15 protein-coding genes and 1 riboswitch are annotated in these 21,518 nt (G+C 35.7%); of the genes, 1 reads left to right on the plus strand and 14 read right to left on the minus strand.

Annotated elements, in window-relative coordinates; translation table 11 throughout:
* Nucleotides 1-161: 161 nt before the first annotated feature.
* Nucleotides 162-2,969, plus strand: coding sequence for a sigma 54-interacting transcriptional regulator (locus ACWNMY_RS20740; protein WP_449540145.1), 2,808 nt, complete (start codon nt 162-164; stop codon nt 2,967-2,969).
* A gap of 607 nt (nt 2,970-3,576) precedes the next feature.
* On the opposite strand, the gene ACWNMY_RS20745 is transcribed toward ACWNMY_RS20740, so the two are convergent.
* The 14 genes from ACWNMY_RS20745 to ACWNMY_RS20810 all read right to left on the minus strand — a co-directional run bounded on the left by ACWNMY_RS20745 (nt 3,577) and on the right by ACWNMY_RS20810 (nt 21,302).
* A complete protein-coding gene (locus ACWNMY_RS20745; RefSeq protein ID WP_449540146.1) occupies nt 3,577-4,581 on the minus strand; it encodes an LAGLIDADG family homing endonuclease in 1,005 nt (334 codons plus the stop codon).
* A 237-nt stretch (nt 4,582-4,818) separates the two neighbouring features.
* A complete protein-coding gene (locus tag ACWNMY_RS20750) occupies nt 4,819-5,805 on the minus strand; it encodes an aldo/keto reductase (protein WP_449540147.1) in 987 nt (328 codons plus the stop codon).
* A 33-nt stretch (nt 5,806-5,838) separates the two neighbouring features.
* The gene (locus tag ACWNMY_RS20755; RefSeq protein WP_449540148.1) at nt 5,839-7,224 is read right to left on the minus strand and encodes an LLM class flavin-dependent oxidoreductase; all 1,386 of its coding nucleotides are present in this window, start codon (nt 7,222-7,224) and stop codon (nt 5,839-5,841) included.
* 55 nt (nt 7,225-7,279) lie between these two features.
* Nucleotides 7,280-8,155, minus strand: coding sequence for a MetQ/NlpA family ABC transporter substrate-binding protein (locus tag ACWNMY_RS20760; protein ID WP_449540149.1), 876 nt, complete (start codon nt 8,153-8,155; stop codon nt 7,280-7,282).
* Nucleotides 8,156-8,175: 20 nt separating this feature from the next.
* Complete coding sequence (locus tag ACWNMY_RS20765) at nt 8,176-8,838, minus strand: methionine ABC transporter permease (protein ID WP_449540150.1); 663 nt, start codon at nt 8,836-8,838, stop codon at nt 8,176-8,178.
* Nucleotides 8,828-9,853, minus strand: a complete 1,026-nt coding sequence (locus tag ACWNMY_RS20770) for a methionine ABC transporter ATP-binding protein (protein ID WP_449540151.1) — start codon at nt 9,851-9,853, stop codon at nt 8,828-8,830. Before ACWNMY_RS20770 ends, ACWNMY_RS20765 begins: the two co-directional genes overlap by 11 nt.
* Nucleotides 9,854-10,156: 303 nt before the next feature.
* Nucleotides 10,157-10,258: riboswitch (SAM riboswitch) on the minus strand.
* A gap of 139 nt (nt 10,259-10,397) precedes the next feature.
* Nucleotides 10,398-12,050 (minus strand): hypothetical protein, encoded by a 1,653-nt coding sequence (locus ACWNMY_RS20775; protein ID WP_449540152.1) that lies wholly within the window; start codon nt 12,048-12,050, stop codon nt 10,398-10,400.
* Nucleotides 12,051-12,160: 110 nt separating this feature from the next.
* Nucleotides 12,161-15,094, minus strand: a complete 2,934-nt coding sequence (locus tag ACWNMY_RS20780; protein WP_449540153.1) for a fibronectin type III domain-containing protein — start codon at nt 15,092-15,094, stop codon at nt 12,161-12,163.
* A gap of 432 nt (nt 15,095-15,526) precedes the next feature.
* Complete coding sequence (gene solA / locus ACWNMY_RS20785; protein WP_449540154.1) at nt 15,527-16,324, minus strand: N-methyl-L-tryptophan oxidase; 798 nt, start codon at nt 16,322-16,324, stop codon at nt 15,527-15,529.
* Nucleotides 16,291-16,653, minus strand: a complete 363-nt coding sequence (locus ACWNMY_RS20790) for an FAD-dependent oxidoreductase (protein WP_449540155.1) — start codon at nt 16,651-16,653, stop codon at nt 16,291-16,293. Before ACWNMY_RS20790 ends, solA begins: the two co-directional genes overlap by 34 nt.
* Nucleotides 16,654-16,681: 28 nt before the next feature.
* Nucleotides 16,682-17,503 (minus strand): TPM domain-containing protein, encoded by an 822-nt coding sequence (locus tag ACWNMY_RS20795; protein ID WP_449540156.1) that lies wholly within the window; start codon nt 17,501-17,503, stop codon nt 16,682-16,684.
* Nucleotides 17,497-18,489, minus strand: a complete 993-nt coding sequence (locus ACWNMY_RS20800) for a hypothetical protein (RefSeq protein WP_449540157.1) — start codon at nt 18,487-18,489, stop codon at nt 17,497-17,499. The genes ACWNMY_RS20795 and ACWNMY_RS20800 overlap by 7 nt, the downstream gene beginning before the upstream one ends.
* Nucleotides 18,490-18,620: 131 nt before the next feature.
* Complete coding sequence (locus tag ACWNMY_RS20805) at nt 18,621-19,907, minus strand: SPFH domain-containing protein (protein WP_449540158.1); 1,287 nt, start codon at nt 19,905-19,907, stop codon at nt 18,621-18,623.
* A 288-nt stretch (nt 19,908-20,195) separates the two neighbouring features.
* Nucleotides 20,196-21,302: an HD-GYP domain-containing protein gene (locus ACWNMY_RS20810; RefSeq protein WP_449540159.1), complete on the minus strand. Its 1,107-nt coding sequence runs from the start codon at nt 21,300-21,302 to the stop codon at nt 20,196-20,198.
* Between the last annotated feature and the right edge of the window lie 216 nt (nt 21,303-21,518).

Consider the following 21,518-nt stretch of genomic DNA (forward strand, 5'->3'; position numbering starts at 1 on the left):
AAAATACAATTTAGTGTGCAAGGAAGTGCCGCTGTTTAAAAGTTTTCGCTATTGTATAGGAAAAAATAAGAAATCACAGATATTGGCATACTTTTTGCTAGGTAAATAAAGGAGGATAAATTTTAGATTCAATTATTTCTGTAATAGAGGATGTGATATTAATGAAAAAACAAATTGAACTACTAATTAAACAGAAGGTAGAAAATATTAAATCCCAATCACTTAGCCTCGAAAATGCCATGGACACCATGGAAATTGCAAAAGAACTATTACTAGATCGAACTGCTGCTAGTCGATATCTAAATTCACTTGTAAAAGAAGGTGTATTAATTAAGATTAACAGCCGACCAGTTTATTTTTTTCATAGAAAATCTATTGAAAGTTTATTTAATTGTTACTTAGAATATAGAGAGTTCCAACAGTTTAGTGATTTAGAAGAAGCACTTGGATTAGTAAGAAAAACAAGTATAAACGCATTTAATAAATTAATTGGATGGGATAAAAGTCTTTTTCCGGCTGTTGAACAATGTAAAGCAGCTATTTGTTACCCACCAAAAGGGTTACCGGTATTATTACTTGGGGAAAGTGGAGTTGGTAAAAGTTATCTTGCATCTCTCGTTCATCAGCATGCAATTAATCAAAAGGTAATTAAACAAATTTCACCATTTATCACCATGAATTGTGCTGAGTATGCAAATAACCCAGAACTTGTAACGGGAAATTTATTTGGATACAAAAAGGGTGCTTTTACTGGTGCAGATAAAGATAATATCGGACTTATAGAGAAGGCTGATGGAGGGGTCTTATTTCTTGATGAGGCACATCGTTTAACACCAGAATGCCAGGAAAAACTTTTTCTTTTTATGGATCAAGGTATATTTCACAGATTAGGTGATAATAATCAGTGGAAAATAGCTAATGTTCGGCTTATATTTGCTACAACTGAAAATCCAAATGAGGTATTCTTACCTACTCTAACTAGGAGAATCCCAATTGTCGTTGAGATCCCTTCGTTAATTAACAGATCTACAGAAGAAAAATATCTTTTAATTACAACTTTTTATCAAAAAGAAAGTTTGGAGTTGGGATTAAATGTAAGTCTTCACACGAATGTATTAGATTTCTTTATGAATAAGAGCTATGAAGGAAATGTTGGTACTTTAAAAAATATTATCCGTTATTCATGTGCAAAAGCCTATTCAGAAAATCTAGAGCAAGGAAGAAATAAAAAGCTACAAATAACTCTTAAACATTTACCATCAAATGAAGTACATAATTACATGAATAATGCTTTAAAAGGAGAGAATTATAGACATTATATTGACCATTTTATACCCATAAACATCGATAATACCCTTCATCCAGATCCCCATACTGAAAAATTTAAAACTGATTTAGAAATGCTATATAATCATCTGATATCAAAATTTAATGATTCAATGAAAGAAAATAATTTATATTACATTGACCGGGTTGGACATTTTGTAAACCACTTCATGGATAAGATCATATTTGCATCAACAAATCAAACTAAGAGAATTGAGTTTATTGTCATTCACCAATTCCTAAAGCAATTAGTTTCTCTTCACAAAGAAAATAATAATTCATCAGAAATTTGGTCTAGAATGAATGGAAATACGATAATTGCATTGACACATTTTATTTTTTACTGCTCAAATCAAAGAGTATTTTATGGAATGAGTGAAAGTCAGTTATTAGTAAATTATCTTCAAGAAAAGTTTCAGACCGAGTGGGAAATTATTGACATACTTGCAAAAGAGCTTTCAAAAACCTTTAACTTTCACTTTTCTCCTTTAGACAAGTGTATCCTTGTAATATTTATTTGCGATTTGCGAGGTCAGCTAATTGTAGAAAACATTCAATGCCTTATCTTAGCTCACGGCTTCTCAACAGCTAGTAGCATAGCAAATGTAGCTAATCGTATTTTAAAAAAACAAATGTTTAAACCTTTTGACATGCCACTACAAGTTGAACCAGATGAAATTGGTAAACAATTAAACAGTTATTTAAAAAATGTTGATATATCAAAAGGTATTATTATTTTTGTTGATATGGGATCTTTAGTTGATATATATAAGCATCTTGATTCTTTACAACACTCAACCGTTGCTGTAGTTAACAATATAACAACTCAACTAGCAATAGATGCAGGAGAAAAGATTCTAAAAGGGATATCAATTAATAATATTGTTGAAGAGATTACACATGTCCATAAGCCACAATATAAGATATTTTATCCAAAAGTTAAGGAGCGACCAAAAGCAATAATCGCTACATGTGTAACAGGTATTGGAACGGCTAGAAAAATTAAAGACTTACTTGAAAAAAGCTTTAAGGGAAAAGACATCCACATTATTGCATGTGATTACTCTAGCTTGAAAAATAATCAGGAAAAAGAGGCTGTCTTTCACGATTTTAATGTTATTTGCATCGTTGGTACAGCAAATCCGGAGATAGATACAATTTCATTTATTGCTTTAGAAGACATTATTTCGGGATACAAAGAGGATCAACTTACAAATCTCTTAATTCCTTTTATTGATGAGGAGAGTATTAAAAAGATTAATAATAATATGATAAAGTATTTTTCATTACAAAGTGTTTTAAACCACCTGACTATATTGAATGCAAATCAATTAATGGAGCATCTTAGTGATGCCTTAGATGATTTACAAGAGGCTTTACAAATTGTATTCACAAATGCAACTAGGATTAGTATGTATATACATTTGTGCTGCTTGGTAGAAAGATTAGTAACTCAACGTCCAATTGACAGTTACCCAAATATCATTTACTTCGAAAATGAACAACACAATTTTATAAATATTGTCAAGACATCCTTCTCATCTATCGAAAAAAATTATTCGATTACTATACCTATTGCTGAAATTGGTTATATATATGACATGGTAATGATGAAAGGATTAAATAAGCGGGTGATATTTTAGTTGCAAGTTTAATCTATCTTCTTTAAAGAAAATCTATTTATGAAAGTTAAACAAATTAGGATTATTAAAGGGTACTATTTTCTCACTAAAACTAATTATTTTATAGAGTTTTCATTATTAAAAGAGAAATTGGTACTGGTTTAACAAACTAGAAGATGATTTCGGTAAGTTTCCGAAGTCATCTTTTTTATGTCCACTTCAACCCCTAACTATTTTTCGATAATTGTTTTTATTGTAAATAGTTCTATTTTGCACATACTACTACTTCCATAATTAACGAAAGACATAAAGTTTTCTAACGGGATATTTCTAGAACATTTTCCTCGACGTAATCTCGATTTATTTAAAATGAAATGTGGTAAAATGCTTTTAGTTCATCTTTTGCTTCCACTTTTAATTTGATAACAGGTTTAACATCTTAATTTAAAAGACATTATAAAAACGGCTATGTTTAATAAACATAACTGACTTTGACACACCGTATAAATAACTATCCCGTTTCTATAATTATAGGAAGTTTATGATAAATCGATTCCTGTCGAAATCTAGTAGATATTATGTCTGCTAGATTATTTTTAAAAGGAAATAGGTGAATTCGATAACCCGCCTACTCATAGTTTTCCTGGTTATTATTATTTTCATTTTGTTCGTCAATTGTAAGTTTAAATTCATTATCGCTTTTAATCCAATTAGAGAGTGTTTCTTTTTTTATACCTGCCTTAGCACAAGCAGTTTCTAAACATTGGTTAGTTGTATAGGCTTGAATAAATATATTCTTTCTTTCAATAACAGCAGATTTATTGGTCTTAAATTTTGCATCTTTTAATATGTTTGAGTTTAGATCTTTATCAGGAAAAGAGTTAAATTTCCGTTCTAAATATATATCTTTATTTTCATAAATCCAATCATGGAAGTTTTTAATAGTTTTTCTACCGCTAATATATAAACGATAATGTTTACCTTTATGTATTATACGGGATTCAAATCCATGATATCCTAGTAGTTCCTTTAAAGTAATCATAAAATCTATTGAGCCTCCAACAAAGCTGACAAAATAACCTCTTGTATAAACACTTCCATCTCCATCAAAATAACCTCTAATAAAATGGCTCAAATATTCTTTTGGTACGTTAGGAAATTGCACGGTTAATGATTTGTTTGGTGTAATGCCGTGTAAGGTAATTAAATCTTCTTTTAATATCTTGCTATTTAGGTTTAATAAATAAACACCTGTTTTCTTATTTTGTTGCAATGGCTGATTAGATCCTACCTCTTTTTTGATCTTATCTAGAATCTCCGGTTCTTTTGGAGAAATTGTAACAGTCTGTGTTTCGCCTGATATACAGCCATCTGCAAGAATAAAACCTAAGATATATGCCATATTATTTGACCATTCTTTAAAATAATTTTCATTAAGGCTATACTGACGTTTCCAGCTACCAAATGGCCTCATTTCTACATGATGTTCTGATAGTACCTTGCGTATGTATCTAGAAGACACATTAGCAAGTTCTGCAATCTCAGATGTTTCATGCCCTCCCTCGTATAATTTAATAATTTCAATGAATTCTAGTGTTCTCTTTCTTTTTGTCCTCCTAGTAGTTCGATTCATATTTCTCTCCCCTTCCAACGAAATAGGAACATTCGTTCTATAATTTTATTATAAGAACAAATGTTCTTTCCTTCAAGCGGAAGGAATGATTTTAATATTTATTTAGATTAGCATTATGGTTATGTTATTTATTTCCTCACCTAGGATTCAGTTCTATCACATAGAATGTATCATTTTATATACTTTCACAAAATTAAAACCTGCAGCAGTGCGTGTCACGCTACAGGTTTCCTTATCCTATTTCCTTTTACCTACTCCTTCCTCTTCATGATGGTCTGTAGCTAAAGGCGGAGTGTTGGACAAGGAAGCAATTTCTTCCCACTGACTCTTTTCTAAAGAGATATGAATAGAATCAAGTGATGGCTCCAATTGTTCTAGGTTTCTTGCACCAATAATTGGCGCAGTAATACTCGGATTATTTTTCACCCATGCGACAGCAAGAGAAGTTGGATTATATCCGTTTTCATCTGCATATTGTGTAAATCGATCAGCAGTCTCGTAATAATCTTCTCGGCCGTATCTCAGTTGATAATTTCGTTGTTCTAGTAGTCTCCCTTCTTTAGGCTTCTCTGCTTTCCCATATTTACCGGTTAATAGTCCTCCACCTAATGGGCTATAGCTAATTACTCCAAGTTGCTCCGATTTAGCAAGTGGTAGTATTTCAACTTCCGCTTGTCTTTTCACTAGATTATACATCGGTTGAATAAGTTTAAATTTAGCTAAAGCTTTTCGTTCTGATATACCAAGAGCTTTTGCAATTTGCCAGGCTGCCCAATTGCTAACGGCAGGATATAGTATTTTACCTTGTCTTTGTAAATCATCTAATGCAATAAGTGTTTCCTCAATATCTGTTTTATCGTCAAAGCGATGGAGGAAGTAAAATTCAATGCGATCTGTTCCCAAACGTTTTAGGCTTTTTTCAATCGAAAGAAAAATATGTCTTCTTGATGCTCCACCTTCGTTTCGGTCAACCCCAGAAGGAAGGCCGACCTTAGATGTTAACACAATATCATCACGACAATCCGCTATACACTTACCAAGTATCTCTTCGGCCCTTCCTTCATTATAAATATTAGCTGTATCAAAAAAATTAATCCCAACTTCCCGACAACGGTTAAACATGGCTTCAGAAGTTTTTTCATCCGCTATCCCACCAAAAGACATCGTCCCGAAACACAACTCTGATACGTAAATGCCCGTATCTCCTATTGTTTTATATTTCATAAAATCTCCCCATTTCTAGTAACAATTGAAATATTACTTCCCTTCCAAAATGGCTGTTTTCCGATACTGACTTCCTGGATGATCGCTAGGTAATAAAGAACTCCCGTGGTCAAATAACTTTTCTCTAAAGGTTCCCTGATTATATTCAGTTTTATAGATTCCGCGTCTCTGTAATTCAGGAATGACCAAATCTACAAAATCCTTTAGGGTTTCTGGTGTGACAAGATGTGCTAGGTTAAAGCCATCTACACCACTCTCCTCGAATTGAAACTGAATCGCATCGGCCACTTCTTGCGGATTTCCTACAAGAATATGATTCCGATCTAGTGTTTCAAATCGGTTTAACACTTCACTAACTGTTAGTTTTTTAGGTGCATCCTTTGTAAGGGAGGCTGCCCTTGATTGCCCGTGTTCGGTATGTTTGTATTCAAAAGGACTATCTAAATCTGTATACTGTGATAAATCGTAACCACTAGAGCCACCATATTGGGCTTTTGCCGCATCAGCACTCCAATAACTAGCAATTTCCTGATACTTTTCCTCTGCTTGTTCAGTGGTCTCACCTACAATAACATTCAGAAAAGTAAATGCCTTAATATGGTCAGGATTTCGACCATACTTCTGCGCTCTTTGTCGGATATCATGAATAGAAGATTTTATTTTTTCTACTGTTCCTCCAATAAATACACATTCTGCATGTTTAGCTGCAAACTCCTTGCCACGTTCCGACGTACCTGCTTGGTATAGAACAGGGGTTCGTTGTAAGGAAGGCTCACTTAAATGAGGTCCTTCTACTGAAAAATACTCACCTACATGATTTATTTCATGTACCTTTGACGGATCCACGAGGACCTCATTAGCAACATCCCCAATGATAGCATTGTCCTCCCAGCTCCCTTCCCATAGCTTATATGAGACTTCTAAAAACTCGTCAGCCAAATCATAGCGTGCATCATGCTTGAGCATTTCTGGTAAACCAAAGTTTTTTGCTGCATTAGGAAGATAGGAAGTCACGATATTCCATGCCAATCTTCCCTTTGTAAGATGGTCTAAGGTAGAAAACCTTCTAGCATGGCCAAACGGATGCTCATAAGTAGTACTTACTGTCACTGCAAAAGAAAGATGTTCTGTTACACTTGCCATTGCTGGTACTACAAAAGCTGGATCATTTAATGGCACCTGAACTCCGTCACGTATGGAAGGGTCTTTACTTTGCTGATAAACGTCATAAATACCTAGCACATCTGCAAAAAATACGGCATCAAACTTTCCTCGTTCTAATAATTTTGCTAAATCTATCCAATAGTCCAAATCCTTGTACCTGGTATGTCGTTCACTTTTTGGATGCTTCCAAAGCCCGTGTGAATTGTGCATAGCACTGGTCATATCAAATGCATTTAGTCGTATTTGTTTTACCAAAATTACCACTTCCTTTACTAGATTATTAAACCTATAAATCTTTCATGTTCCCTTTTTATTGGCGATTCTTTATGAAATCTTCTAACTGTGTTAAAGTCGTTTGAAGATCTTCCGCGGGGATATCTACGACAATACTTCCTCCTTTTGTATCTTCTATGACGGCCTCTTTCACGTCAGCTTCTTGATATAGTTTGGCAATCGTTTTGAGTGTTTCATTGTCTTTATCCTCTTCGCGAACGGCAAATACATTTACATAGGGTCTTGCTTCTTCACTTTCTGGATCGTCGTATAATAACGAATCCTTAAAATTCAGACCAGCCTGACCAGCAATCCCATTATTGATTAGTGATGCGGCAACATCCTGAAGTGCCTGTGCAGTTTGTTGCGAAACAACTGGAACAATTTCTAAGTTTTTTGGATTTTTCGCAATATCATCTAATGTACCGTATATACCAACACCCTCTTTTAGCTCAATTAGTCCTGCAGTTTCTAATAAAAGAAGGCCTCTTCCAAGGTTTGCAGGGTCGTTTGAAATGGCAATTTGTGACCCGTCTGGTATGTCTGATAAATCATCATATTTCTGAGAATAAATCCCTGTTGGGTTAATTGTCGTAGATGCTATCGGAACAATCGTATACCCATTCTCTACGTTAGCCGGACCTAGAAAAGCAAGATGCTGGAACGAATTCATATCAATTTCTCCATTTGCTAACGCATTATTTGGTTGTATGTAGTCGGAAAACTCAACCAACTCAATTGTGATCCCTTTTTTCTTTGCTTTTTCTTCGATAAGCTTCCAGTAAGGTCCATCAGCACCTGTCACACCAATCTTTACTACCTCTTGGTTTTTTCCGGATGTACTGTTAGTGCAGCCTGTAAGTAATGAAACAAAAAACACCATGAATAAGAAAATAATCAACCGCTTTTTCATTTGTATCTCTCCTTTTTTAATTATCTTCGTAAAAAGAATCTAGATAAAAAGTTTCCAGAAAACTGTGCAATTTGAACAAGTAGGATTAAGATTACAACTGTTACAATCATGACTGATGTATCAAATCGTTGATAGCCATATGTCATGGCTAAGTCACCCAATCCGCCGCCGCCAACTGTTCCAGCCATTGCTGAGAAATCAACAAGCCCAACCGTTACAAAGGTGAGACCTAGAATAAGGGGACCCAACGCTTCAGGGATAAGTACGCCAAATATGATCCGTAATGGACTTGCACCCATAGCCTGTGCGGCTTCAATAATTCCTGGTTCTACCGAGACAAGATTACTCTCTACGATCCTGGCGACCGCAAAACATGCAGCGATCGTCATAGGAAAAATTGCTGCTGCCGTTCCAATGGTAGTTCCCATTACTGCTCGAGTTAAGGGACTAAGCGCAACTAGTAAAATAATAAAAGGGATTGGACGAACAATGTTTACTAATAGGTTAAGTAAGAAAAAGATATATTTATTTTCCAATATGTTTCCTTTACGTGTGACAAAAAAGAGTACGCCCATTGCGATCCCGATAATGCTTGAGAAAATTAACGTGAAAATGACCATCAAAATTGTTTCTCCAGTTGCTTCGACAATACGTGGCCAAAATGTAGTCCAATCAACTCTCATGGTTAATCACCTCCCTTACTTCCACAATTTCTTTGAGCTCAGTAATGACTTGCTGAATGAGGTGACTAGCACCCTGAAACTCAACAATCAAACTACCAAATAATTGATCCTGTAATTCGTTAATACTTCCATAGATAATGTTAAAATCAATCCCATGCTTTCTTGTAACTCGTGATAGGATTGGCTCACTCGAAGCTGCCCCAGTAAAAATCACTCGATACAAATTTGCAGAATGACTAGTTCGTAATTTTTCTAGAAGTTTGCTAGAAAGCTTATCGTTTAGTACAGAACTAATAAAGTTTTTCGTCGTTTTTGATTGTGGATTCGAAAATATATCATAAACATTTCCTTCTTCAATTACCGAACCATTTTCCATCACGGCCATTCGATGACAAATGCTACGGATTACATGCATCTCGTGAGTTATAAGCAATATTGTAATGTTATACTCTTCATTCACCTTCCGTAATAGGTGAAGGATTTCTCCGGTTGTCTCGGGATCCAGCGCAGAAGTGGCTTCATCACAAATAAGAACGTCTGGTGATGTCGCTAATGCTCTTGCAATACCGACTCTTTGCTTTTGTCCACCTGAGAGCTGCTCTGGGTATTGATCTGCCTTATCTTGTAATCCAACAAATTGAAGTAATTCTTTTACTCGTTTGTCAATTTGCTCTTTTGGCATTTTGGCAAGCTTTAAAGGATAAGCGATATTTCCATAAACAGTACGAGAGTTAAAGAGGTTAAAAGATTGAAAAATCATCCCGATTTTTCTCCGCAAATTCCGGAGATTTGCTTGAGAAATACTAGATATATCTACGTCGTTGATCGATATCCTTCCCGATGTTGGACGTTCTAGTAAATTTACGAGTCGGAGCAATGTACTTTTCCCAGCTCCACTAAATCCTACTACCCCAAAGATTTCTCCTTTTGAAATCGTTAATGAAACATTACGTACCGCATGAACCTCCTTCCCGCCGAAACTAAAAACTTTGCTTACTTCCTCAAACTTAATCAACTTGTTATCCTCCTCTGATCTTGGTTGGTTTCATAATTTCTTCTAAAAAGACAGAAAAAGGCATCTTTATTCCAACAACCTCAAAAGAAGCGTTTGGATAAAGATGCCTTTAGTTGTCTAATCGGCATAGTATTTTATTTTCTATTTTCCACTTTTGGAGAGTCTTCCTTTTTCAAACGAAACATTGTATTTCATTTTCCATCTCCCTTCAGTACCTTGGTTGACCAATGATTACTTGAAATTTGGCAAAAATAAAACTCTCTTCACAAAAGAAGAGAGTTTTAATGTAAATTTATTCATCTCTTCTCATCTTTCAAGCTCACGGCTTGCAGGATTTGGCACAGTACTTCAAAGTCTGTTGCCGAGGCTTCAAAGGGCCAGTCCCTCCACCTCTCTAGATAAGAATTCATCTGTTATTTAATTGTAGTTACTAAGTTACATCGAAAGCATTTACTTGTCAACAAGTTTTTTAAAAACTCTTATTATTTTATACTTTCACTTTACTGTTTTCCCTAACCCGCAATTATAAATCAAACATTACTAATTAATAAGTTGTTTTTAACCAACCTATTGGACTCATATTCACTTTGTTTGCCCCTGCATGCTTTGTAAGTGTTGCTACAACACTATCTAAAGGAAGAACAGTATAGGTATAAGGTAGTTCTTCATTATACTTATATTCAAACGTAAAAGGTTCAGTTGGTGGATTCATTTTACTCATATTTTCACTTCCCACAATATGAGAAGACCATGCCCAATTTCCTATTGTTGATTTGTCATGCCAAGTAAATCCTTTTGTAAATAGATTTTCCCCATTATTGTCCCAACTGCTTCCTGTATATGTTCCATATTGATTGGTGATTTTGGAATTTACAATTAAATTTCTGTTATACGCATCATGGAATAACTCAGCCCATTGTTGGTTCATGTTAGATATATCTAAACCTTGAATTTCTGCACCTGTGATTGGCTCGTTAATGTCTTTAAATACGGACGTATCTGCTGCGATTGATGCCCCGTTCCTCGCATTTAACGCACGTGAAAGTTTGTCTGTGCCATATTCCGCAATTGCACTTACATTCTCCAACACATCTTGATGTGTAGAATTGTCTAGGTACAAATTGTATGCATGGCCCGTTCCTTGTCGTATCATCGGTACTCGCTGACCAACATTGGTATACGTGTTATAGGCTAGTGTTAATCTGATTCTCTGATTTCCATCTTTATAATCTACTCCACTACCACTCACATAGTTCGTATAGTCTTTATCTCCGGAACCAGTTAAGTGCACCTTACTGTGATAGGCTGCATAAGCCATTATCTGTTCTTTTGTCGCACCGCCATTACGCATATTATTGTACACACTATCAGAATTCAGTTCATTTGCAGCATATTTTTCCTCCATAAACTGAATGGATTGATAAATATCACTATCTTGTGCTGGATTTTCACTTGCAGGTAAACCAAATTGAGACCATGAAATGGTAATGTTAGAACCACCGTTCTCTGTGTCAATTAATCCATCTGAAGCAATGGTAAATTTACAATGGTCGATCCATACATTATTCGCACCATTTACTTTAATAAATGACCAGCCTACTTCCTTATGTTTTCCAGTATCATCCCATTGCCACATGCCATCAAACTTCAGATTTCTAAAGATAATATCATTTGTAGATCTAGCTAATTTTAACTCTACAGACCTAATTGTTTTGCCTTTCTTTGAAAAAATAGTTAGGCCATCAATACCATCAATATTCATTTGTGAGACACCGGAGGAAGCCAAGTTTGGATTTGTAAATCCGTTCATTGGATCACGATATTTTGTGATAAATCGATATTTAGCTGCTTCTTCTTTACTTAAATTTAGGTTGGACCACCCAAAGTTCAAATCTTTCGCTACCTCGATTACTTTCACACTTCCACTTTTAGCATCCAAAATAGCCTGCAAAAATTCTCTTTCTGTTTTTACCTGACGATAAAAGGAGGTATCAATGTATTTACTTCTGTCATTAACTCCTAACGATGCATAACCAGTAACTGATAGAAAACTATTGTCATAGTCTTTAAATTCTCTTGTGGTATTTGGTATAGAGTCAATTACCGCAGCCTCTGTTATTCTACCTTCACCTAAAAACAATGATGAAGCAACTAAAAATAAGATCAATGACCAAATTATTGATTTTTTAAAATTCACAATATCACACCTTTGTTAGATTTGTTTGAATCGTAAACTTATGTGAAGACGGCATTACAATTTGTTAATGCCATCTTCACATTTACATGTAGGTATATTAGAAACCTGAATTAGTTACTCTTACCTTCAGCTTTACCAGGAATTAGGTGGACATTTAGACTATGACCAAACCCACTCCATCGATATCCTGAGACTTTTACTAAACCATTTGGAATGACATCGGCTAATCTTTCTCTTTTAGAAAATTTGATCCCATGTCCAACAGCTTCCACTTTAAACGTATATTTTTTCCCTTGTTTTAGGCCAGTTACTGTATAACTTGTTTCAGGTGTTGTCATTTCCCCGTTTATTGGTGTAAAAGTAGCACCATCAGGTTTAATTGGTTGCCCATTCACATACACCCGATATCCAATAACCTCTTGATTTTTTGCTGTTGCTTTATTCCAAGAAAGGGAAACGCTAGTACCATCTTTTCCAATTGTTGCTTCTAATCCACCATCAAAAGACGGAGCTCCAATCGCATATGGAATAGCTGTTTCAAATTCTAGTGAACTATTATAAGGTGTTGTATTCCCTGCAAGATCTACAGCTTCTACTTCAATATTATATTTTGTACCTGGTTCAAGATTGGTTAAAGTATATTTGTTGGATGTTGCAAATCCATGCTTTTCTCCATTTGTATAAACATTGTAACCTGCGATTCCAGTGTCATCACTTGCAGCTGCCCACGTAATTGATGTCCAAGTAAATCCTGTATAAACAACATTTACCTCTTTACCACTGAAAGTATCACTAGCAGGTATCTTAGTAGTAGATTCCTTGATTTGGGTATTATTTGGTAGAGTTGGTGCCGTTTGATCGACTACCCCATCAGTTGTAAGTGTAATTTCAGGGCCGTTAGTAGTACGATTTCCGATTGCATCAACTGCTTCAACTTTAAATGTGTACTCTTTTGCTGGAGTCAAGCCTTTTACAGTAAAACTAGTACCATTCGTTGTTGTATACTCATCCCCAATTTTTTCTCCATTTTGATAGATGGTATAACCGGTAACTCCTTTATTATCTGTTGCTTCGTTCCAAGATAATGTTACACTTTTTCCATCCGATGAAGACTGGGCTTCAATAGCTGAGTCTTGATTCCATTGTGGTTGTTGAGTAGCATCGTCAGGAGCCGCTGTAGTATCTTCAAAAACTAGTCCAGTAGAGTTTTTTATTCTCCACGGGTTCCCACCATTATCTTTTACGTTAGTAAATGATACATTAATAAACTTGAAATCTTTTGCGTAATTCATATTTACAGAATAGACATTATCGAACTTCACATTTTTGAAGGTGATATTTTCGTGATAGACCTCTCCTTCATCATTGTTACCGTTTACAAGAATTGATTGTTTCTTACTGCCCCCTTGGTTGCGGACAGTTGTATCGACAATCTCCATATCTCTAAATTGAGAAATTTTCTGTGACGGTTCATAGAGGATGGACGCATTCGCATCTGTATAAGATGAAGTGAAGACGAATGGGCCATCACCATCAATCCCTTCCAATGCATTATTTCTGAAAATAATATTCTTTGCTCCTCCACCCATTGGTGTGTTTGTTTTACTACGCAAACCAACGTCCGTCTTGTACATGATATTGTCTTCTACTAGAAAGTCCTGGATCCATCCTCCGGTATGACTACCTGTTACAACGCCACCATGACCTTCACGAATATAATTATTAAAAATCCAGGCATTTCCTGTTGGTTCTTTTCCTGCTGCTGCCTGACCCATACCTGATGCAAAGTTAATCGCATCATCGCCAGTATCAACAAAGTTATTGAAAACCATAATGTTTTGTGAATCTCCAAACTCATATCCGTCTGCATTATTTCCATCGTATGTTTTTGAAATCGTACCATTCACAACAATATTTTTACTATGAAGGTTAACGATTCCATGATTGGCAGGGTTGAGTTGGGTAATTCCTTCATAATACATTCCATCGACCCCACGTACTGTAATTAAATTTGAACGTGTGGCATAAGCAGATTTCATATCCATGCCGGCTTCTTGTGCAGCATAGGATTGGGTCGCTGCTAATATTCCGTAAGTATTATCGGATCCGAGATCTAAAGGACTCATTTTCCCATTTTCAACCTTCACATTTCCGGTAACTCTAGAGTTATTACCTGCCACATATCGAGGTAACTCGTTTCCTAGCTCGTCAGTAGTTGGATGAGCTTTATCATATTTCCATCCGTTTCCATCAATGATTCCATTTCCTACTATACGGATATTCTTTAAACTTCCATAATCGTAGGTATGAGCATTAATGAGTGAATAAGAACGCTCATCCGTAGAGTAGTCATATAGCCAAAAGTTCATACTATAGTCTTCTGCATCCGGCGAGCCGAGTAGATATCCATCCACTTGTAAGGTTATTTCTGATTTAAGCCATAGCTCTCCAGATATAAATTTTCCAGTTGGAATGACTATTTTTGAACCTGGTGTGGCAGCATCGATTGCTGCTTGAATGGCCACGGTATCCTTTGTTTCATCGTCTGGTGTCGCCCCAAAATCTGTAATGTTGAAGACTTCGGGAACTTTAGTTGTTTTTCCCGTAATTTTGTTGGAAGGTAATGATTCAACACCATCTGCAGTGACCGACGTTACATAGAATTCATACGATTTATTAGGTTTAAGATCACTAACCATAAAATTATGAATAAGAATCTTTGTATGGAAGTTATCTTTGTCTATATTTTCATAGAAATTATCAATATAGTCTTTTGCTGGACCGCTATTATCTTTTAAAGCGCTTCCAATTTTCTTACCATTCATGTACACATTGAAATCAACGATATCACTGTAATTCTCTGGTTTTTCCCATACAAGGGTAATACTGTCCTCATCGAAAGCAAGATTTGGAATTTGTAGGTTTACAGGTACTTCAGGACCAGTAACTGAGGGTTGCTTATTTGCACTGGCAGCCCCACTAAAAGTACTCAATGTTAAAACAATTGCTAACAAGATTGTGCTACATGCTCTAAACCTTTTCAATAATAAATGCCACCTTTCCTATTGAATTTTAATACAAAAGCAAATATGTATAACCTCCTTTCAAACGTAAATAACCCTTTTACTTTTGTAAAAAAGAACAAAAGTAAGGGTTTTCAAAAGTGCTGTTCCTAACCGTTTGTTTTGAAAACGGGAACATGAATACAATCTTACGAGCCTTCATTTGTTACGTATACAATCATTTTATTGAATTTTCAGACTTCTCTGGTCCTATTTTCCTAGTTTTGGTATATAAATGTGATATAAAGATTACCATTTGATGAAATGATTACCATATTTCCTCGAATAGTCAACAATTTGTCCTATATTATCTAGTAGCTATTAAGGCAGTAATGAAAAAAAGCAGGCAATATACAAAATTGTCTGCTTTGATAATTTTATTATTGAATAAATGCAAAAGGTTTGCTAGAGATTTTATGAGAATCGCTTGATTGAGAATGGAGAGATGTTCTGTTCTGTCTTCCCTGAAATAAGTAATTCACTTAAAATTTGTCCAATTACACTGCTAAATTTAAAGCCATGTCCTGAGAAGCCTGAAGCAATAGCAACGTTTGAATAGCTAGGATGTAGATCAATAATGAAATCTTCATCTGGAGTAAGTGTATACATACAGGTTTTCCCATACTTCAATTGTTGTGCTGAAGGCATATATTGATGTAAAAATTGACTTACATCTACTTCGTCTTCCTCTAGTTCTCCAAATGCTAGGATAGACTCATCTGGATTGATTGTTTCTCCTCCATCGTGTCGGCCAACTTTTAATCCAGAACCATTGATGCTTGGAAATCCATAATACTGGCCATGAGATGTTTCAAAAGAAAAGGCAGGAAAATCTTTAGAATTATATAAGTTTTCATCAACATGAAACCATGCAAAAGTTTTTCTGACAGGACGTAGAGGAAGATTTAAATCTAACATAGAAAGAAGTCTTTCTGACCATGCGCCTGCCGCAACCACCAATGCATCGGCATTAATAGTTTGATTTTCGGTTTTTATGGTAACTTTATTATCATGAACGGATATTTCTTTTACTTTATTATTGGTTAAGATGGTAGCTCCGTGTTTCTCTGCGAGTTCTCGATAAGCTTCTATACAATCCTCGCATTTCAGGACTCCTGATGTTGGTTCAAAGCACCCAATGTATTCGTCCGGCAAATTCATGCCTGGCCAACGACTATTCACTTCACTTGAATCCAATACCTCAAGTGGCAATGAATAGGTTCTTGAACTTGAGATAATGTTCTGATAAAACTCGCTTTTTCCTCACCAACGTTTAATACCCCGGTTGGAAGAAATAATTGCTTCCCTGTCACATTTTCTAAGTCATTCCATAATTCTTGGGCCTTGAGCGCTAATGGAACATATTGCTCCCCTTCACCATACGCATGCCGAATGATTCTCGTGTCACCGTGATGACTTCCTTTATTATGGGGAGGGTTAAAAGAATCTATTAATAAAGTTCTTTTCCTGCTTTTTGATAAAAAATATCCTGCCGCCATTCCCATAGACCCTGCTCCAATTACAATTACATCATAATGCAAGTAAGAAAGACCTCCTTTCTTATTAATTTTAGAATCCTCTTCCCCCACCGCCTGACCTACCGCCGCCGGAAAAAGAAGACCCTCCACCGTTATTGTTATTTCTTTGAATTTTTTGCTGAGTTACTCTTGTATTGTAATGACGATCCATTTTGTTTGTAACAGTAAAGGAGTTCGATTCCAGATAGGTATTGGCAGTGGTAGTGGCACGCCCCCTGTTATACATCGCCATCACACCAACCGAAATAACTCCAGCTGCAATCCCAATTGCGAGATAAAGTAAGAGTTCTTTTAGCAGCTCCCCATCGCTTGTGGCCTCTGTATAAGATGTGTAATTATCTGACTGTGCATATCCACCAGATGAAGTTGATCCTTCTGGAATACCTGCATTCATTGTTGTTTCTAGATAAGACAAGAAGGCTTTTGCACTTTCACCAAATGCTTCTTCCGTTAAAAATGGATAAACATGATCAAGTATTTCCTCCACTGTTACGTCTGGGAAGTAATCAACGATTCGGTCTCTTGTGAAGATATACACTTCACGGTTATCCATGTCGATTAGATACAGTACCCCGTCCTGTGTCCCAGCATAACCAAATCCGTGACTATCATAAAAATCACTTGCATATTGTCTAGCTGATTTTCCTTCGCTGTCAAATGTTGTGACAATACGAATATCCATTTGGAATTGTTCACTTAAGCTAGTTGCTTGCTCTTGAAGCTCTATTTTTTCTTGTTCTGTAAATAAATCTGCCTGGTCAAATATAGCTTCAGTATTGGCAAAAATAGCATTCGCAGAAATGAATAAGATCAGAAGGGAAAATGGGATAAAGGCAAGGATTTTCTTCACCATATAAATAACCCTCCCACTGAAAGAATTGCAAAAATACTAGCTGAAATCATACCGAACCATTTACTGGCCCTTCCAATGCTAATAGGCAAGTCACCTGCAATTTTTCCAGTTTGACCATTCATCGCAAAAATATAGGTCTTCCCTTTAAATTGATACGTAAACATCCAAACTGGTAATAAAACATATTTCGCTTTCACATTTGATAGTTTTACATTTGTATTCTGTATTGAAACAACACTATAGCCATGAATGGTTCCCTCGAGTAAGGTTCCTATGTTATCTCGAAGAAGGTTTGAGATTCTGCCATATACATCGTTCTGGTTCATATCATATTTTTCAGCAAAAAAACCTGATAAATAGGACATTGAGAAGTCTGTTAAATCCTTATAATCATATGGTTCAAGAATGGTCATTAGCTTATCATCCATCTTTTTTGAACCGTCAGCAGGTACATCTCGGAATTTTGCTTTTCCTTCCCGCATGACTTTATAGTATTTAGTTTCTGTATACCTTGTATCTCCTCTAGTATAGGTTCGAACTCTTCTCGCTTCACCTTCAACTTTCCCAGACGTGTTACTATCAAACAACCAAAAAGGAACATAGATTCCTGAGAGTTTTTCCAACTGTGAATTTGAAGTGAAAAACTTTGGCAGTAGAGGCTTCCCTTTACACCATTTGATGAATAATTCCTCAGCCTTCTTTCGGTCTATCTTAAATGGAATCACTTTCTCAGGTCGAAATTCTCCCTCTAATTGTCTAGGAATAATTGTTGGATTGTGACAATAATAACAAAATGTTGCGGCTGTCGTATCATCAGTTACAATTTCAGCTCCACAACTGTTACAGGTATAGCCTGTCGCTTTCTCATTGAACTCCTGGTCTAATTCTTTCTCATGATGAAGAGCCTCTTCACTTACTTCGGCTTCTTCTGCTACCTTTTCGTTATCTACAAAGTTTTTCACTTCTGCTTCGGTGAATTCACTCAAACAGTAATCACATGTCCAATTCTGGGTGTCCGCTTTAAATGCTAATGGTCCCCCGCAATTTATACATTTATATACTACAAGCCCCAACCAGTATCACCTCTTATTCTTTGGTATATGGTGCTTATCTAAGACTATTTCTCAAGTCGATTTCCGCATTCTGGACAGAATTTCGCATTCTGATTCGAAGGTTTATACCCGCAATTACTACATGTAAGTTCTTCCGGTTTTTTAGTACCACAGTTCGAACAGAATTTGCCGCTATTTTCTTGTCCACATTCACATGTCCAGGTTTCTTTTTTCGCTTCTTGTTTTGGCGATCCGCATTCTGAACAAAACTTCCCTGTATTTGTTTGTCCACATGAGCATTTCCATTGGTTTGGATCTTCACCTTTTTGGTTTTGCTGTTGTTCTGTTTGTTGTTTCATTTGCTGACGATTGGTTTCAGAAGCAGTGCCCATAAATCCACTTGAGCCTTGCATACCCATACCCATACCTAAAAAACCTTGCATAGATCCCGCTTCATTGGAACCAGCGGCCTCTAAACCCCTTGCAATGGCACCTTGCACATAACCTTCACGAACGGATGGGTCTTGAAGCATGGCACCTTGGTTTCTCATATTTATAAGCTTTTGGGATTCACTGTCATAGCTGATACTGTTAATCCCGACGGATTCAACCTGCATTCCACGCATTCTTTTCCACTCTTCATCAAGGACATTTGCCATGTACCTTGCAAGTTCCATTCCTCTAGAAGAAACATGTGAAATTCGAATTCCGTCACTAGACATTTGATTTATTGCCGTTTGTAAGGCGTTCATAAATTCAGATAAATATTGCTCATTAATATCATTCATATCGACATTATTCTTATTTCGTGGAATTGCTTCCATGAAAAATTTGATTGGGTCTACAATCTTCACTGAATATGTACCGTGAGTTCGTAAAAATAACTCAGCATTATAATAGATATCAAAGTAATTTATTGGGTTACGTGTACCGAATTTAATACCCTTGATTTCCTGCAGATTGATATAAAACACTTTTTGAGATGTTGACGGAACGCCTCCAAATTTGAAGCGATTAAATGTTTCATATAATGCTTCTTCAAAATGCCCATTAAATAAGGAAGGTTGAGAAGAGTTTACAACTTGGTAATAGCCTTCTTCTGCCGTGTAATCAATAATTTTGCCACCATCAACGAGTATCATAAATTGATTCGGATATACATGAATAATTGAACCGTTTGAAATAGTGGTGTTTGTTCCTTTAAAATTTTGATTGCGTCGATCTTTGGATCTAACTTGAACACCTACAGACATCACTGTCGTATCACTCATATCCTGTGGTTCGATGACCTCAAGCCATTGATCTGCTAGATTTCCTTTTACAGCGCTAACCGCTGCTTTTACAATTCCCATTTATGAACCTCCTACTTGAATTAAATCTGTTAAAATTTTAGAATTTATAAAGTTATTATTTTCATATAAGTGCTGTTACTATGTTTATACGATTTATATAGCGGTTAGGTTTCGTTTATAGAAAGACTTATTTTCCCTTCATATCAACAAGCATATACATATGGTTGATAGGATAAAGAAGTGGAATAGTGTTTTAACAAATAAAAAATATGCAAAAATAGGAGCTGTCAGAAAAAAAGCTTTCTGGTAGCCCCTTAAAAAACGTAATAAAACGGATGCATTGTTCTGTTACAACAGTGCATCCGCCTCAACAATCTCTTTACTCAAATTCTCGTACGCAGCTAAATCAATTTCATATGGTTCTATTTCTTGGTTTTCTTCATCCTTTATAATACGGATTTCAGGTCGTCCAACGGCATTGAAATTGTAGTTTGAAACAATCCCTGTCCTGCCATCATTTAATGTAACGGTAATTCCTACTGGATAGATAGCTATTCCGTCTTTAAAAAGCCGTACTTGTTCAGTTTCAAATTGTGTACCACTTCCACTATATAACAGCTCCATTGCCATATGAGGAAGGAGGGCTGTTCGATAGGTACGTTGGCTAGTGACGGCATCAAAAACATCTGCGACGCTAATAATTTTTGAGTAAGGATGAATCTCGTCTCCTTTTAAACCCCTTGGATAGCCTTTCCCATCTATTCTTTCATGGTGTTGTAACGCGCAGTGAGATATGACTACCGGTATTTCATGAATCTTCCGTAAAAAATCAAAGCCAATCGATGAGTGTAATTTAACCTTTTCGTATTCTTCATAAGTTAGTTTTCCAGGTTTATTTAAAACTTCGAGAGGAACTGATAGTTTTCCCACATCATGTAAGATAGCGCCAAGTCCAATCTCCTCTACTTTTTTTAGAGGTAGTCCATTAGAAAGGGCTAATTGGCATGAGTAGATGGCTACGTTCACACTATGTGAATACAAATAATTATCATAAACCTTAGTAGATGCTAGCAGATTTAATGCCGTTTTATTCTCTGTTAACGTTTGTAAAATGTCTTGAAATACCCTTTGAAAACCTCTTATCGCTTTACTAGAATTCATCATGTTTTGAAGCGTGGGTTTGCTTGTCTGTATATCTGCAATAGTTTGAAGTCCCTCTGTGATTTTAGTTATAGCTTCCATCCGTAATGCTTCAGGAAACGTTTCAATAATTTCAATACCCTCTGATACACCATCATCAATATATATCGTGTTTACATTATATTTTAGTAGTTTTTTTATGTAGATCTCTGTTAGTTCGGTCCCTTTTGCTAATAAAACGGTACCCTTCTCATTATAAATTGATTGGCCTAATATTAGCCCGGAATAGCATCTTTCAATATTAATTAAACGCATCGTTGTTTAGTCAACCTTTCGTTACTACTTAAGAAAAAACGTATCTGTATTTTTATTAGTTAATTATACCTATAATTACGGTATTACTAAAATACTTTTCGGTAATTTTATTATGTCACTAACTATTTTGTAGAAATTTTTGTCAAAGTAATAGGTACTCTTGTTTGCCGTGGTATTTCTAGGAAAAATAAAAACAGTAACTACCAAATGATAGCT

The sequence above is a fragment of the Ferdinandcohnia sp. Marseille-Q9671 genome, from assembly GCF_976954385.1.